The 16916-nt window shown below is 74.5% G+C and carries 6 protein-coding genes; 3 read left to right on the forward strand and 3 right to left on the reverse strand.

Features of this window, described 5'->3' with window-relative positions; genetic code table 11:
• Window positions 1–27 precede the first annotated feature (27 nt).
• From ACWZEH_RS00545 to ACWZEH_RS00555, 3 genes are read left to right on the forward strand one after another with little or no spacing between them, the layout of a single operon-like run.
• On the forward strand, window positions 28–279 hold the full coding sequence (locus ACWZEH_RS00545; protein ID WP_456194976.1) for an acyl carrier protein: 252 nt from the start codon (window positions 28–30) through the stop codon (window positions 277–279).
• A complete protein-coding gene (locus tag ACWZEH_RS00550; RefSeq protein ID WP_456194977.1) occupies window positions 279–1757 on the forward strand; it encodes a class I adenylate-forming enzyme family protein in 1479 nt (492 codons plus the stop codon). Before ACWZEH_RS00545 ends, ACWZEH_RS00550 begins: the two co-directional genes overlap by 1 nt.
• A gap of 51 nt (window positions 1758–1808) precedes the next feature.
• A complete protein-coding gene (locus tag ACWZEH_RS00555; protein ID WP_456194978.1) occupies window positions 1809–2582 on the forward strand; it encodes a 4'-phosphopantetheinyl transferase superfamily protein in 774 nt (257 codons plus the stop codon).
• A gap of 88 nt (window positions 2583–2670) precedes the next feature.
• Here ACWZEH_RS00555 and ccrA read toward each other — a convergent pair whose 3' ends face one another.
• The 3 genes from ccrA to ACWZEH_RS00570 all read right to left on the reverse strand — a co-directional run bounded on the left by ccrA (window position 2671) and on the right by ACWZEH_RS00570 (window position 16502).
• Entirely contained in the window at window positions 2671–3855 is a 1185-nt protein-coding gene (gene ccrA, locus ACWZEH_RS00560) for a crotonyl-CoA carboxylase/reductase (protein ID WP_456199984.1), read from the reverse strand.
• Window positions 3856–3964: 109 nt separating this feature from the next.
• Complete coding sequence (locus tag ACWZEH_RS00565) at window positions 3965–7792, reverse strand: type I polyketide synthase (RefSeq protein WP_456194979.1); 3828 nt, start codon at window positions 7790–7792, stop codon at window positions 3965–3967.
• Entirely contained in the window at window positions 7785–16502 is an 8718-nt protein-coding gene (locus tag ACWZEH_RS00570; RefSeq protein ID WP_456194980.1) for an amino acid adenylation domain-containing protein, read from the reverse strand. The genes ACWZEH_RS00565 and ACWZEH_RS00570 overlap by 8 nt, the downstream gene beginning before the upstream one ends.
• Window positions 16503–16916 lie beyond the last annotated feature (414 nt).

Below are 16916 nucleotides of genomic sequence, written 5' to 3' on the forward strand. Positions count from 1 at the left end.
CCGCCGGCCGCGGCGAAAGGGGAAAGCATGAGCACCATCAGGGAGCTGCTGGTCGAACTCACCGGTACCGCGGAGTTCGCCGATGCCGAGCGGATCGGTGACGACACCGACCTCGCCGCGAGCGGCATCGACTCCGGTGACCTGGTGCGTCTCGTCCTGCTCGTCGAGCAGCGGCTCGGCGTGGAGATCACCGCCGACGACATGGAGGAGCTGCGCACGATCGCCGACTACGAGCGGTTCACGGCAGAGCGTTCCGCCGCCGGCGCCGGCGGTGCGTGATGTGGCTGACGCAGCTGCTGGAGCGCAACCGCCAGTGCCACCCGGACCGGTTGGCCCTGGTCGACGAGCGGCGCCGGCTCACCTGGACGCAGTTCCACGACCGCGTGCACGAACTGGCGCGGGGACTGGCCGACCTCGGCATCGAGCGCGGCGACCGCGTCGCAGTGCTGTCCAAGGACCGCATCGAGGTCCTGGAGGCCTACTTCGCGCTCGCCCGGCTGGGCGCGCTGTTCGTCCCGCTCAACCACAGCCTGGCCGTGCCCGAGGTCGCCGGCATCGTGGAGCGCGTCGGCGCGGTGGCCGTCCTCGGCGAGTCGGAGCTGCTGGACCGGCACCCCGGGCTGCCGGCGTCGGTGCGGATCAGGATGGCGCTGGACAAGCCGGCGTTCGAGGCCCTGGGCACGCTGGCCGCCGAGCGGCACCTGCCCGAGGTGGCCGACACCGATCCGATCGCCGTGCTGCACACATCGGCGACCACGGGTCGGGCCAAGGGCGTCACGGTCGACGGTGCCTCGTTCCGCGCCATCGCCCTGGGCTGGCTGGTCACGGCACGCCCCACCGACGACATCGTCATGGTCAACTGCTGCCCCCTGTACCACGGCAGCATGGTGGTGTCCCTGACCTACCTGGCCGCCGGCGCCACCGTCGTACTCATGCCCGGTTTCACCCCGCAGCGGGCGCTGGCCGCGGTGGAGGAGCACCGCGCCACCCACATGTGGCTGGTCCCGCAGATGCTCCGCTTCATGCTCCAGGCCAAGGGCGCCGAGCGCACCGACCTGTCCTCGCTGCGGGAGGTCCTGTACGGTGCCGCCCCCATGCCCCTGGACGTATACGCCGACGCCGTGGAACGCCTCGGCTGCGGTTTCCGGCAGGTCTACGGCATGACGGAGGTCGGCGGCCCGTTCGTCACCCTCGGCCCCGACGAGCATCCGGCTCCCGGGGACGTCACCGCCCGCATCCCCTGCGGACGTGTCGTGCCCGGCATGTCCGCCCGCGCGGTCGACGGGACCGGACGGGAACTGCCCCGCGGCGAGATCGGCGAGATCGTCGTGCGCGGACCGGGTGTGATGCAGGGGTACTGGAACGATCCCGAGGCCACGCGCGAGATCACTCTCGACGGCTGGATCAAGACGGGTGACCTGGGCTTCGTCGACGAGGCGGGCCGCATCCACCTCGTGGACCGTACCAAGGACGTCATCATCCGGGCCGGACAGAACGTCTACCCCTCGGAGATCGAACGCGCTCTGGTGTCCCACCCGGCGGTCCGGGACGCCGCGGTCGTCGGCATGCCCGACGAGGACTACGGCGAGGTACCACTGGCGTACGTCGTCGCCGAGCCGGACACGCGGGCCACGGACCTGCTCGCCCACGTCGGGCAGCAGCTCGCGCCCTATAAGCGCCCGCGGCGGGTGGAGTTCATCGAGCAGGTGCCGCGCAACCCCGCCGGGAAGATCGTCAAGAAGCTGCTGCGGGCCTGACGGGTGCGTCCGCGCCAGTGCCCTGACCCGACGGCCGGCCGTCCCCCGGGCGTGTTCCCCGGTGGGGCGGCCGGCCTCGGGCTGGGCGTCGTCACCCTGGTTGCGCGGGCCGTGCCCGCCGAGGAACTCTCTGGCGCGAAGGCCCGTCAGAGCATCGACGTGGCCGCCCGGCTGCTCCCCCGACGGCCGACGTGGGCGGCGGCCGGTCTCGGCCTGGGTGTCGCCCTCACCTCGGATCCGCGGGCCGTGCCCGCCGGGCCCGCCGAGGAGGCCGCTGCCGCGGTGATGCCGTCGCGACGGCGGGGGGAGTTCCTGGCCGGCCGGCTCGCGGCGCGGCGCGCGCTGCACGCGGTGGGGCTGGACTGCGGGGAGATCCCGCGGGCGGGCCGCCTGCCGGCGTTCCCGCCCGGACGGGCGGCGTCGATCACGCACAGCGCCGGGGTCGCGGTGGCCGTCGCCCGGGCGCCGGGCCGGGACACCCCCCTCGGCTGCGATCTGGAACTGCGTCCCCTGCCCTCCCGGGCGGCACGGCTCGTCCTGTGCGAGGACGAGGAGGAACTGCTGCGCACCCCCGGGCCCGGGGCAATGCCATGGTCGGTGACCTCGTTGTTCTCGGCGAAGGAAGCCGCGTGGAAAGCTCTGCACACCGGGCCGCGGGCCCTTCCCGCCGACGCGTTGAGTTCCCTGCGCGACCTGCGGGCGCACCCGTTCGCCTGCGGACTGCGCATAGAGACCCGGACGGACCCGGTACTCGCCGTGCACGCCGACGTGGTCCCGATCGGCGCGGGCGTCTTCAGCACGGTCCTGGGCCGGGCCGGCCCCTGACCCTTGGCCACGCCCCTCTGGCTACCGGCCTCCGATCACCGCAGCCCCCGCCCCGCGCTCGACGCGCGGAGCGGGGGCCGTCTCGGCGTCATGCCGACGCGTTGACCAGCACCGCCATGTTGCCCGCCGGGTGGCGGTTGTCGTGGATGAGCTGGTGTGCCAGACCGATCTCCTCGAAGCCGAACGTCCGCGACAGGCACGGGTCGACGAAGCCCTGGTCGATCAACCGGGTCACCTCACGGGCCTCACGGACACCGGCCACGTGCGAGCCCTGCAGCCGCTTCTGCCGCATCCACAAAAAGCGCAGGTCCACGTCGCCGTTGTAGCCGGTGGTGCCGCCGCAGATGACGACCATGCCCCCGTTGGCACACAGGTACATGGACGTGGGGATGGTGTCGGCGCCGGAGTGCTCCAGCACGACCCGCGGACCGCGACGCTCGCCGAGCACCTCCCAGAAGCGCCGTCCGAACGCGCGCGCACCGGTCAGCCAGCGGGCCATCGCCGCCTCGTCAGAGGTGTCCGGCATCCGGCCCCAGTGGTCGAACTCACGCCGGTCGATCCACCCTTGCGCGCCGAGCTTCATGCAGAACTCGCCGCGCTCCTCGCTGGAGACGACGGCGACCGGGGTGCCGCCGACGTGCCGTACGAGCTGGATGGCGATGCAGCCCAGGCCGCCGGCCCCGCCCCAGATCAGCACCGGGTCGCCGGGCCGGACCGTGTGCGGTTCCCAGCCGAAGAGCTGGCGGTAGGCGGTGGCGGCCGTCGCCATATAGCAGGCGGACTCCGCCCATGACAGTCGGGCGGGCTTGGGGTGGCACATGTAGTCGTCGACGACGGCGAACTGGGCGAAGGAGCCGTAGTTCTCCTCGTACCCCCACACGCGCTGGGTGGTGGAGAAGGCCGGGTCGGCGCCGAGGCGGATGTCCTCGGCCGTCTCGTCCCACCGGCTGGCCAGGACGACGACCTCGTCGCCCAGCTTGACGTCCCGCACCCCCTCGCCGACGGCCCACACGACACCGGACAGGTCGGAGCCGCCGATGTGGAAGTCCTCGGTGGCTCCGGCCTTCTGCCGGGCGGCGATCACGTCGAGCGGGTGCCCCATGGACGCCCAGACGTTGTTGTAGTTGACCCCGGCCGCCATCACCTTGACGAGCACCTGCCCGCGTCCGACCGGGGGCACGTCGACCACTTCGGTGCGGAAGGCGTCGACGGGCTGCCCGTAGCGTTCGCGACGGATCAACGAGGCGTACATCTTCTTCGGCACGGTGCCCATCTCGGGCGCGTCGCCGAGTTCGTAGAGGTCCTGGGTGGCTGTCGGAATCACGTGGGGTCTCCTGGAGGATCGGGGCCCGCTCGGGACGAGGGCGGGCGGGGCCGGTCGGTCAGCGGGACGTCTCGCGCAGCGCCTTGGCGACGGCGGCGCCGATCAGCGCGAGGGGCTCGGGTTCGGTCATCTCGTAGTGGCCGCACGGCACCCGGTGGTCCTGGAGGGTGCCGTCGACACAGGTCCGCCAGCCGTCGGCCTTGCCGGGGAGCACCGCGAGGTCGCCGGGGAAGTCGGTGGCCCGCTCCCGGCCGGCGCTGAAGAACAGCACGTCCCCGCGGAAGACACCGGGCGCGAACTGGGGTGCCAGGCGCAGGTTGTTGCCCATGACCTCGGCGATGGCCGCGGCCTCGGCCCGGGTGACCGGCGAACTGGCCGGATCCACGGCCAGGTCGGCGTCGATGCGGTCCAGGACGTCGGCCACGCCCGGCGGCTGGTCCCCCGCCGGTTCGGGGGGCAGGCCGGCCACCCTCGCCAGCAGGGACGCCACCTGCCGTTCGGCCGCCGTGGGGTCGTAGGGCGTGCCGTGCGGCTGGGGGGCGTCCAGCATGGCCAGCAGTTCCACCCGTTCGCCCTGCTCCTGCAGGGCGCAGGCCATCGCGTGCGCCACGAAGCCGCCGTAGGACCAGCCCAACAGCCGGTAGGGTCCCTGAGGTTGCACCCGGCGAACGAGGTCGACGTAGGAGGCGATCATGGACGCCGCGTCCGGCGCGGGCGGGCGGGTGCCGTCGAGGCCGACGGCCTGGATGCCGTAGACCGGCTGGTCGCCGCCCAGATGGGGCAGCAGACCTGTGTAGCGCCAGGACACGCCCGCCCCGGGGTGGACGCAGAACAGGGGCGCGGCGTCTCCCTGTGCCCGCAGCGGCAGCAGCGGGGCCAGCGCGTTCGGGCCGCCGGGCGTCTGTGCCGAGGTGTCGTCGGCCGCCGCGAGGAGTCCGGCGACGGTGGGTGCGGCCAGCAGGGTCGCGGCGGGTACGTCGAGCACGCCGGCCTGGCGCAGCCGGCCCGCCAGTACGACGGCGCGCATCGAGTCGCCGCCCAGATCGAAGAAGTTGTCGTGGACGCCGATGCCGCCGATGCCGAGGGTCTCCCCCCACAGGCGGGTCACCGCCTGTTCGCGCTCGCCGCGCGGCGGCACGTACCCGGTGGTCAGGCGGGGCCGCGGCCCGAGGACCGGCTCGGCGTCCACCGGGGTCCCGGCGTCCGGTGCGCCGGGGTCCGGTGCGCCGGGGTCCGTGCGGGCACCGGGGGCGTCGATCCAGTGGCGGCGCCGTTCGAAGGCGTACGGGGGCAGGGGGGCGCGTCGGGGTGTGCCCGGCACCTCGGGGAGCGCGCTGTCCACGCCCGTGCTCCACAGCCGGCCCAGCGCCTCGGCGAGGACGAACCCGTCGGTGGCGTCGGCCTTGGCGTGCCGCATGGTGGTCACCGTCACCGGTGTGTGCTGCGCGAGCTGAGCGGCGGCCAGCTTGGTCAGGGTGTCGCCCGGTCCGATCTCCACCAGGACGGGACGGCGCTCCCACAGGGCGGTGACGCCGTCGGCGAACCGCACGGTGTCGCGAGTGTGGTCGATCCAGTGCCGGACCGAGGTCGCCTGCGCGTCGGTGATCCAGGTGCCGGTGACGTTGGTGACGAACGGGATCCGCGGCGCGCGCAGGGTGACGCCGCGCAGGTGCTCCTCGTACGTCTCCAGCACCGGGTCCAGGACGTGGGAGTGCGCGGCAGCCGGGATGCGCAGCCGGCGGAACGTCAGGCCCCTGCGGGCGAGTTCGGCCTCGAAACGCGCGACGGCGCCCTCATACCCGGCGACGGTGCAAGCGGCGGGGCCGTTGACCGCGGCGAGAGACAGCTCCTCGTCGAGGAGCGGCAGCACGTCCTCGACGGGGGCCGCCACCCCGACGGTCGCCCCGCCGGCGGAGCTGATGAGCCGGATGCGTGCGGCGACCAGGGGCAGCATCTCGTCGAGGTCGATCACCCCGGCCAGGCAGGCGGCCGTGTACTCGCCGAGCGAGTGGCCGATGAGCGCGTTTGGACGCGCCCCCGCCGCCATGAGGGTCCGGGCGAGGGCGTACTCGGTGACCACCAGGGCGAGGAACATGCTCGTGCTGTCGGCCTGCCGCCGTTGGAACAGGGTGTCGCGCAGGTCCGCGCCGAGGGTGGGACGCAGGATGCGCGCGCACTCGTCGACGGTGTCGCGGTAGGTGTCGTGCTCGTAGTAGAGGTCCGCGCCCATGCCGGGGTACTGGGTGCCGCCGCCCGGCAGCAGGAACGCCACCTGTGCGGGTTCGTCCGGCAGGGGCGGGGTCGCGGGCACGGCGGTGCGCAGCGCGGACAGGGCCTCCTCACGGGAGGCGGCGGTCACCGCCAGGCGGTGGCGCAGCGCGGGGCGGTCGGTGCGCAGGGAGTGCGCGACGTCGTCCAGGCGCAGGTCCGGCCGCCGTTCGAGGTGGCGGGCGAGCGCCTCGGCCTGGCCGCGCAGGGCGCCGGCCGTGCGCGCGGACAGGGGCAGCGCCAGACGGCGGCCGTCCACCGGTTCCCGGGGCGGGGCGGGCGGTGCGGGCGGCGCCTCCTCCAGGATGACGTGGGCGTTGGTGCCGCCGATGCCGAAGGCGCTGACCGCGGCCCGCCGGGGGTGCTCGCCCGCGGGCCAGTCCTCCAGGGTGGTGGGCACCCGGAACGGTCCGGTGGCGAAGTCGATGTGCGGGTTGGGTCGTTCGAAGTGCGGGTTCGGCGGGACCTGCCGGTGCTCCAGGGCCAGCACGGCCTTGATGAGCCCGGCGATGCCGGCGGCCGCACCGAGGTGGCCTATGTTGGTCTTCACCGAGCCGAGGGCGCAGTAACCGCGGCGCCATGTGGACTGCCGGAAGGCCTCGGTGAGCGCGGCCACCTCGATGGGGTCACCGAGGCGCGTGGCGGTGCCGTGCGCCTCGACCAGTCCGATGGTGCCGGCATCGGTCATCGCCTGGGCCTGCGCCGCGAGGATGACCTCGGTCTGCCCGGCGGCGCTGGGGGCGCTGAAGCCGACCTTGCGGCGTCCGTCGTTGTTGACGGCGCTGCCCCGGATGACGGCGCGGATGCGGTCGCCGTCGGCGAGGGCGTCCTCCAGCCGTTTGAGGACGACGGCGCCGACGCCGTCGCCGGAGGAAGTGCCGGCCGCGTCCTCGGAGAACGCCCGGCAGTGTCCGTCGGGCGAGAAGGGCCCGTCGGGCACGTACTGGTAGCCGAGCAGCGCCGAGGGGTTGACGGAGACCGCGGCGGCCAGCGCGGTGTCGCACCGGTAGTCGAGCAGGTCCTGGCAGGCGGTGTGCACGGCGACGAGCGCGGTGGAGCAGGCCGTCTGCAGCGACACGCTCGGGCCGGTCAGCCCGAGTTCGTAGGAGACGCGGGTGGCGAGCGTGCCCAGGGAGTTGGCGGTGGCCGCGTGCACGAGTTCCACCGATCCGGGCCGCCCGGCGTACCGCGGGTGCACGTGGGCCGGGTAGTAGCGGCTGTCGCCGCTGCCCGCGTACACGCCGAACGTGCCCGTCGCGGCGCCGGAGCCGAGGCACACGGCGTCCTCCAGGGCGTGGTACGCCGTCTCCAGCAGCAGCCGCTGCTGGGGGTCGACGACGGCGGCCTCGGCGGGGCTGTAGCCGAAGAACCCGGAGTCGAAGCGGTCGATCCCCTCGATGACCGACGCCATGCGGACCAGCGTGGGGTCGTCGAGGTCGCGCTCGGATCCGCCGGCGGCCAGAAACTCCTCGTCGGTGACGGGCCGCACCGACTCCCGTCCGGCGGCCAGGTTCTCCCAGAACGCGTCCAGGTCGTCCGCGCCGGGGAAGCGGCCCGCCATGCCGATCACGGCGACGGCCGGTGCCTGCTCGTCCTGCGGTTCGGTGGTCTCAGGCATGGCCTCGGTCCTTCCCCTGCCGTGCGGAGCGGCGGGCGCGGGCCACGCGCTGCCGCTGGGCTCGTTCCTTGGCCCGGTCCAGGCCGCTCGACCCGGTCCCGGCGGTCTCCGGCGGCGTCTGCGGGTCCGCCGTCGGTTCGGCGGCCGCGGTCTGCGGCCCGGTCAGGGCCTCCAGGTGGCGGGCCAGGTCGCGCACGGTGGGGTGCGCGAACAGGTCGACGACGGGCAACTCGATGCCGAAGGCCCGGTCGACCGCGCTCTGGGCGGCGACCAGGAGCAGCGAGTTGCCGCCCAGGTCGAAGAAGTTGTCGTCCCGGCCGACCCGGTCGCGCCCCAGGACGTCGCACCACAGGTCGGCGAGCCGCCGCTCCAGGTCCCGCAGCCGCTCGCCCTGGCCGGAGGGGGCTTCGGGCTGCGCGGCGCCGCCGGCCGCGCACAGTACCCAGTGCTCCCCGCCGGCGGCTTCGGAGGCGGCCCGACAGAGCGCGCCGAGCTCGGCGCCGTCCTCCAGGGCGACACGTCCGGCCAGTCGCCGGACCTGCCGGGCGGGTTCGAGGACGTGGCTGCGGACCCAGGGGGCACTGCGGTCGGCGCCGATCAGCAGGTGGGGTTCGTCCAGGGTGCGGGCCAGGTCGAAGGAGCGCAGCGCGGCGGTGGTGTCCAGGGCGCGGTAGCCGCGGGCCTCGGTGAGCGCGGCGAGCCGGTAGCCGCTGCTCATGCCGCGCTCGCGCCACATGCTCCAGGCCAGGCTCTGCGCGGGCAGGCCGAGGGCGCGGCGGTGCAGGGCGAGCGCGTCGAGGTAGGCGTTGGCGGCGGCGTAGGCGGTGTTCAGGGCGCCGCCGAACCAGCCGTTCACCGAGGAGAAGGTGACGAAGGAGGAGACCGGGTGGTCCGTGCTCACGCGGTGCAGGGTCCAGGCGCCGCGCACCTTCGCGTCCAGGGCCTCGTGCCAGGTGGCGGGGTCCAGGTCGCCGACGGGGCGTTCGACGAGGGCTCCGGCCAGGTGCAGGACCGATGCCAGGGGCGCGTCCCAGTGTTCGGTGGCCGCGCGGACGGCTTCCCGTACCTGCCGCTCGTCGGTGACGTCGGCGCACGCGTACCGGATGTCGCCGAGTTCGCGCAGCCGCCGGTAGGCGTCGATGCGGGCGGCCGCGGTCCCTCCGGCGGCGAGGTGCTCCGGCCAGGTGTCCTCCGGGGGGAGGGGGGTCCGGCCGAGGGCGAGGAGCCGGGTCCCGGGCGTGCGCAGGAGGTGGGCTGCGAGTTCGGTGCCGACCCCGCCCAGGCCGCCGCTGAGGAGGTGGAAGCCGTCGTCGGCGGGCGGTTCGGTCCGAGGTGCCGGCTCGGGCAGGGGGGCCAGCCGACGCACGTGGCGCCGTCCGCCGCGGTGGGCGACTTCGGTGTCGGCGGGGGTGCCGTCCGCTTCGGCGAGCAGTACGGGTACGAGGTCCTCGTCGCCGTGGGGGTCGAGGTCGAGGTGGACGCACCGCAGCCCGCTCACCTCCTCCCGCAGCGACTTCAGGACGGCTCCGGCCGGGGCGTGCGCCGGGGAGGGGCGGTCTGCGGCGGTGACCGCCTGGGCGCCCGCCGTCACGTACAGCAGGTTGGCCGGGCGCGGCCCGCCGGGCCGGGCGGCGAGGGCCCGGGCGAGGGCGAGCAGGGAGGCGGTGACGGCCTCGGCGGACGCCGGGTCGGCCGCCCCGCCGGTGTGCAGCGCGCCGAGGTGCACGACGGTGTCGACCGGCCGCCCGTCGGCTTCGAGAGCTCGCAGCAGCGCCTGATGATCGGCCTCCTCGGCGGGCCGGATGCGGTGGTGGGCGGCGTCGAGCCGGGCGTACGACGTGCCGTCGGTGACCTGGGTGCACAGCCCGCCCTCGGTCCGCACCGACCGCGCCAGGCGCAGGGCGAGGTCCTGGGCCCGCGATTCGCCGCCCGCGAGGACGAGGACGTGCCGGCCGGCCACCGCCGCACGCGGACGGTGGCGCTCGGCCCGCTGCCACATCGGCCGCAGGAACCAGTCGGGCAGGGTGACGGCGGTGCCCATGAGCAGCTGGGCCCCACGGACCGCGTCGTCGAAGACGCCCGCCTCGAAGCTCTTGCGCAGCTTGGTCCGCTGGATCTTGCCGATCTCGGTCTTCGGGACGGCGTCGGCGTCGACCGGCACGAGGAAGGCGGGGCTGACGCCGATCTCCCGGGTCACCTTGCCGGCGATCTCCCGCAGCGCGGTGGCGGGGTCGTGGCCGGGGGCGAGGTGGACGAACAGGGCGAGTTCGTCGGTGGTCGCCGCCGGGTCGGAGCGCACCGCGACCGCGGCGGTGAAGCTGCGCACGGCGTACGGCAGTTCCTCGACGCAGGCCTCGATCTCGTGGCTGTAGTGGTTGACGCCGTTGACGATGATGACGTCCTTGGCGCGGCCGGTGATGTACAGCTCGCCGTCGCGCAGGAAGGCCAGGTCGCCGGTGTCGAACCAGCCGTCGTCCGTGAACGCCTCGGCGCTGGCCGCCGGGTTGTCGTGGTAGCCACCGGTCACGGAGGTACCGCGGACCTGGAGCAGGCCGACCTCGCCCTCGGTGAGGACGGTGCCGTGCTCGTCGACGATCCGCATGGCGAAACCGGGGTAGGGCAGGCCGCAGCTGACGAACGTCTCGTCGGTGCCCGGTGCGACGGCCGGCAGTACGGCGTCGGTGACCACCGAGCAGGTCTCCGACATGCCCCAGCCGGGGTGCATCACGTCCTGGGGCAGTCCGAAGGGCCGCAGGACGTGCAGGAACCGGCGGGCCGCGGCGGCCACGACGACCTCTCCGGCGTTCATCGCGAGCCGCATCGGCGTCAGGTCCCACTGCCGGTCCCCGAAGCGGTCGGACTGTTCGGCCAGCAGGCCGAAGGCGAAGTTGGGCGCCCAGGTGACGGTGACCCGGTGCCGGTGGGCGAGGTCCATCCAGCGCAGTGGGTCCTGCAGGATCCAGGAGGTGGGCGCGTGGATCTGCCGGCAGCCCAGGTACACGTCGCGCAGATGGAACATCACCACGCCGGTGACGTGGTCGAGCGGGATCCAGTTCAGGGAGACGTCCCGTTCGCCGAGCCCGTTCATCTGCTCGGTGGCGGCGGACCGGGTCAGCACGTTGCGGTGGGTCAGACGCACGGCCTTGGGCAGACCGGTGCTGCCGGACGTCATCAGCATCAGGACGAGGTCGTCGGGCCGGGCGGCGTACCAGTCGCGGTCCTCGGGCGCGTCCCGCAGCGCGTCGGCCGTCGTCAGCCGCAGCCCGGGCCAGTCCTGCCGGGCCGCCAGGTCGCGCAGGCCGGCCTCCAGGCCGGCGGAGCACACCATCCAGGGCCGGCCGAGCATCCGCCAGATGCCCTCCAGCTTGGTCAGCGCCGCCGAGGGGGCGGCGTAGGAGGCGGGGACGGTCAGCGGCACGATGACGAAGCCGCCGAGGATGCACCCCCACAGCACGGCGAGGAAGTCCTCGGTGGCGTCGCACTGGAGGATCACCTGGTCGCCGGGGCGCAGTCCGGCCCGCCGCAGTCCGGCGAGGACGTGGGAGGCCTCGGTGAGCAGGGACGCGTAGCCGCGCCGCGTCTCGCTGCCGTCGGCGTGCACGTGCACGATGTCGCCGTGGTCGCGCTCGGCGGCCCGCACGAGGGCCTGCGCCCAGCCGGGCACGGTCGGTTCGGTCAGCCCCGGTCCCTCACTGAGCGCCGGGACGGCTCCGGTCGCGGTGCGGGGTCCGTCGGCCGGCGCCGGCGGAGCGGTGCGGCGCGCGGGGCCGGCGTGGCGGCGGGTCAGTTCCTCCGGGGCGGCCTCCACCACGGCCTCGGCCGTGCGGACGCCCGGGGCGCGGTCCAGGCGCTGCCTCCAGGCTTCGGCGGCGGCGCGGTCGACCGGGGACAGGGCGCGCAGCGCGCCGGTGTCGAGCCGGCCGTCGGCGGTGCGGGGCAGGGTGTTGACCGCCGTGACGCGGAGCGCGCCGTATCCGGCCTCGTCGAGGACCTGTTCGACGCGTTCAGCGGCGTCCGCGCGGCCCGGCACCAGGTACAGGTGCGGCGGCGTGCCGTCGGAGCCGGGCAGGGCGACCGCGTCGCGGATGCCGGGCACGGACAGGGCCGCGTCCGCCACCTCGGCGACGTCGATCGCGGCGGGGGCGGCAGGGGCGCGCGGGGGCGGCGCCGGCAGGTCCCCGATCCTGCGGGCCGGGTCCGCGCACACGGAGCGCAGCAGCTTCCCCAGGGCGCGGGCGATCCCCTCGGCGGTGGAGGCGTCGTACAGGTCCGTGTCGTACTCGACGTGCAGGTCGAGCCCGTCGGGCGCGCCGTCCGCGCCGCGCCGTTCGAGGACGTCGACGAAGAGGTCGAACTTGGCGGTGCCGGTGGCGGTGGGCCGCAGCGGCACCTCGCGGTCGTCAAGCCGGAGCACGGCGGGTTCGTTGTTCTGCAGGGCCAGCATGACCTGGAACAGCGGGTGGCGGCCGGGGCTGCGGGGCGGGTTGAGCTCGTCCACGAGCCGGTCGAAGGGCAGGTCCTGGTGGTCCAGGGCCATCAGGTCGTGCGGGCGCACCCTGGCGAGCAGGTCCCGGAACGCGGGGTCGCCAGAGGTGTCGGCGCGCAGCACGAGGGTGTTGGCGAGCAGGCCGACCAGGTCGTCCAGGGCGGGTTCGGAGCGGCCCGCGACGGGCGTGCCGACGACGATGTCCTCGCCGGCGCCGCAGCGGGTGAGCAGGGCGCTCACCGCGGCGTGCAGCACCATGAACAGGCTGGCGCCCTCGCGCTCGGCCAGGTCCAGCAGGTCCCGGTGAAGTGCGGCGTCCACGGTCTCGGTGACGTGCGCACCGCCGCCGCGCGCGACCTCGGGTCGGGGCCGGTCGCCGGGCATCGTGCACTCCTCGGGCAGACCGGCCAGCGTCTCGCGCCAGTGCGCGGTCAGCCGCTCCAGCCGTCCCGTGCCCTCGGGTTCGGGAGCGAGCAGGGCGCGTTGCCAGACGGCGTAGTCCGCGTACTGCACCGGCAGCGGGTCCCGGGCCGGTGCACGGCCCTCGCGGCGCGCCGCGTAGGCCGCGGCCAGGTCGTCGGCGAGGGGGCGCAGCGACCAGCCGTCGGCCGCGCTGTGGTGCAGCACCAGCAGCAGTGTGCACTTCTCCCCCGTCCCGAACAGCCAGGCGGCCAGGGGGCTTTCGCCGGACAGATCGAAGCGGTGCCGGGAGGCCGCAGCGACGTGCGCGGCGATCTCGTCGGCCGGGCAGTCCACACGGCGCAGCGTCGGACGCAGCTCCCCCGGCGGCAGGATCCGCTGGTGGGGCACGCCGTCCCGCTCGGTGAACACCGTCCGCAGGCTCTCGTGCCGGTCGGCGAGGTCCCCGAGCGCCACGTGCAGTGCCTCGGTGTCCGCGGCGGAGCCGAGCGGCACCTCCAGCGGGATGTTGTACGTGGCCGCCGACCCGTCGAGCCGGTTCAGGAACCACATGCGTTCCTGGGCGTAGGACAGCGGGAGAAGCTCGGGACGGTCGACGTCGCCGGGGGCCGGGCGGTCGGGGGCGGTGCCGGGCCGGTCGGCGAGCCGTCGTGCGAGCGCCGCCGGTGTCGGCCCGTCGAACAGGGCGGTGATGGGCACCTCGACGCCGCTCCCGTGCCGCAGGCGGGCCAGCAGGCGGGTGGCGAGCAGGGAGTCGCCGCCCAGGTCGAAGAAGTTGGCGTCGACCCCCACCGTGTCGCGCGGCAGCCGCAGCACGTCCTCGAACAGGCCGCACACCAGCGCCTGTTCGGGGGTCTGCGGGCGGACGCCCACCGCGACGGCGGTGAAGTCGGGCGCGGGCAGGGCGTCGGTGTCGAGCTTGCCGTTGGCGGTCAGCGGGAGCGCGTCGACGCTCACGCAGGCCGCGGGGACCATGTGGTCGGGCAGGTGCGTGGCGGCGTGGGCGCGCAGTTCCGCCGGACTCGGCGGCTCCTGCCCGGCGGACACCGTGTAGGCGACCAGCTGCCGGGCGCCGTTGTCTGCGCGGCGTACGACGACCGCCGCCCGGGAGACCTGCGGGTGGGCGGCGAGGACGGCCTCGATCTCGCCGGGTTCGACGCGGAAGCCGCGCAACTGGACCTGCTGGTCGGCCCGGCCCACGTACTCCAGGGTGCCGTCGGCGTGGCGCCGCGCCAGGTCGCCGGAGCGGTACATCCGGCCGCCGGACGGGTCGAACGGGTCGTCGAGGAACCGCTCGGCGGTCAGCTCGGGCCGGCCGAGGTACCCGGCGGCCACGCCCGCACCCGCCACGTGCATCTCTCCGACGGCGCCCGGCGGCACCGGCCGGCCCGCCGGGTCCAGCAGGTGCACCCGCAGGTCCGCCAGCGGCCTGCCGATGACGCTCGTCCGGCGGGGGTCGGTCAGGTCGGCCGGGGTGATGCGGTGGTGGGTGACGTGCACGGTGGTCTCGGTGATGCCGTACATGTTCACCAGCGCCGGGCTGTCCAGTCCGTGCCGGTCGACCCACGGCCGTAGCCGCTCGGGGCGCAGGACCTCGCCGCCGAAGACGACGTGACGCAGCGCGCCCGCCGGGTCCGGGCCGCTGTCCGGCACCCGCTCGGCGTCCGCGTCCATGAGCTGTTCGAAGGCGGACGGCGTCTGGTTGAGGACGGTGACGCCCTCGCGGTGCAGCAGCCGCAGGAAGTCCCGGGGCGAGCGGCTGACGGCGTAGGGGACGACGACGAGCCGGCCGCCGTGCAGCAGGGCGCCCCAGATCTCCCACACCGAGAAGTCGAAGGCGTAGGAGTGGAACAGCGTCCACACGTCACCCGCGCCGAAGTCGAAGTGCTCGGCCGCGGCGGTGAAGAGGCGGACCACGTTGGCGTGCGCGACGGGCACGCCCTTGGGACGGCCGGTGGAGCCGGAGGTGTGGATGATGTACGCGATGTCCGACGGGCTCGTCGGGCCCCGTCGCTCGGCGTCGGTCAGCCCGTCGGCCGGGCGTGCGGCGAGGTCCGCCTCGACGGCGGGGTCGTCCAGGACGACGGTGGGGACGCCGCCGGTGAGGCGTGGCACGAGGTCGGTCTCGGTGACGAGGAGGACGGGGGCCGCGTCGTCCATGACCGGTCGCAGGCGTTCCGCCGGGTGGCCGGGGTCCAGGGGCAGGTAGGCGGCGCCGGTCTTGAGGACGGCCAGCAGGGCGGGCAGCATCCGCAGGCCCCGGTCCAGGGCCAGCGCCACCACCCGGCCGGGGCCCGCGCCGCGCTCGGCCAGCAGCCGGGCCAGGCGGTTTGCCCCGGCGTCGAGTTCGGCGTACGTGAGCCGTTCGTCCTCGTACGTCACCGCGACGCGCTGCGGCGAGGTCCGCGTCTGCCGCTCGAACAGGTCGGTGAGCGTCGCGGTGACGGGAAAGTCCCGCACGGGGTCATCCCGCGGGTGCTCGCCGGGCAGCAGCAGGTCCAGCTCTCCCACGGGCGTCTCGGGCGCGGCGTCCGCCAGCCGTTGCAGCAGGGTCTTGAACCGGTCGCGATGCAGGGCGAGTTCGTCCTCCTCGTACAGGGCGGGGTTGGCGTCGAAGGCGAGCCAGAGCCCGCCGGGCCGGGGTCCGGGCCGGACGGTGATCTGGAGGTCGTCGACGGCGCCGCCGGAGAGGTGGTGCCAGGTGGCCGGGTGGCCGCCGAAGTCGAGGGACTCGGTGAACGGGACGATGTTCAGCACCGGCCCGTACAGCCGGCGGCCCGTGCCCAGCAGGTTCAGGTCGCGGCGGATGAACTCGCCCCTGTACTGCTGGTGCCGGCGCAGCGCCCCCAGTTCGCCGGCGACCGTGCGGACCAGGCCGGCGACGGACGTGCCGGGGTCGGCGGCCACGCGCAGCGGCAGGACGTCGGAGGCGGTGCCGGGGGCGCGCAGGGCGGCGCTGCCGAGCCTGCTCATCGTGGCCATGCCCAGCACCAGGTCGTCGGCGCCGGTCATGCGGTGCAGGTAGGCGGCGACGGCGGCGGTCAGCAGATCGGTGCGCGTGGCGCCGAGCCGGGTCGCGGCGGCCGACAGGGCCTTGGCCTCGGCGTCCTCCAGCTCCGCGGTGCGGCGCAGGAACGAGGCGACGGGCGGAGCGTCGCGGCGGGTGAGCCGCGCGGGCTCCGGCAGTCCTGCCAGCCGTCGTCTCCAGTGGTCCCGGTCGCGGGCGCAGCGCTCGGAGGTGAGATAGGCCGCCTCCTCGGTCTGGAGGCGGCTCACGGGGGCGAAGGCGGCCGGAGCGGGTTCGCGTCCCTCGGCCAGCGCGTTGTAGATGTCGGCGAGACGGCGGCCCAGCAGCTTGTAGCTGTAGCCGTCGAGCAGGATGTGATGCGCCCTCAGCAGCCACAGGTGCCGGTCGGGGGCGAGGGTGAGCAGGGTGTGCGAGAACAGCGGCCCCTTGTCGAGGTCCACCGGTGTCGCCAGCTCCGCGCGGACGTACTCCCAGGCGGTCCCCTCCGGGTCGTCGGCGTCGCCGACGGCGATCCGGTGCAGGGTCCAGTCGTGCGTGTCCGGGGCCGGGTGGCAGCGGGGGCCGTCGTCCGTGTCCAGGAAGCGCAGGGCGAAGGTGTCGGCCTCGCCGACGGTACGGCGCAGCGCGGTCTCGAACAAGCCGGTGTCCAGGGCACCGTGTATCTCCACCGCCTCCGCGGTGTTGTACGCGGCGCTGTCGGACACGAGCCGCCCGGCGTACCACAGTCCCTTCTGGGCTCCGGACAGCGGTCGGTGGTCGTCCTCGTGGAGTGACATGGCACAGCCCTCACGTGACAGGTCGTAATGTCCCGGCCGGGGACGCCCGGTCGGGTGGACGGGGATGCGGCTTCGGCCCGTGCGGCGGGAAAGGAACGGTCGCGCGCCGAGGGCGTTGGGTCGGCACGACCCCACCGCCGGCCCTGCAGGTGTCCTCAGGATGCGACGGGGCGGCGAAACCGATCAAGCCCGGACCGGCCTCGCGGCGAGAGTTTAGGTATTTCCCTGAACTGTCCCGGAACCGGGATAGCACCGGCTCCGGTCAACCTTTAGGGGATTCCCGAAACTTTCGCCCGGCTCCCTGTTCCAGGTGGATTCGCCGGTGCCCGGCATTGCATTCTCGAACGGGCGTCGGACTTGCGCCGCCCCGGTGGTGACAGGACGTCACACGCTGTGAACCAGGGAAAGAGACCA

This window comes from Streptomyces yamdrokensis, assembly GCF_053890455.1.

Bases quoted from the DNA above. Each gene is read 5' to 3' on its own strand.
- ACWZEH_RS00550 (WP_456194977.1), top strand. From the start codon at position 279: ATGTGGCTGACGCAGCTGCTGGAGCGCAACCGCCAGTGCCACCCGGAC.
- ccrA (WP_456199984.1), bottom strand. From the start codon at position 3,855: ATGGGCACCGTGCCGAAGAAGATGTACGCCTCGTTGATCCGTCGCGAA.
- ACWZEH_RS00570 (WP_456194980.1), bottom strand. From the start codon at position 16,502: ATGTCACTCCACGAGGACGACCACCGACCGCTGTCCGGAGCCCAGAAG.
- ACWZEH_RS00545 (WP_456194976.1), top strand. From the start codon at position 28: ATGAGCACCATCAGGGAGCTGCTGGTCGAACTCACCGGTACCGCGGAG.
- ACWZEH_RS00565 (WP_456194979.1), bottom strand. From the start codon at position 7,792: ATGCCTGAGACCACCGAACCGCAGGACGAGCAGGCACCGGCCGTCGCC.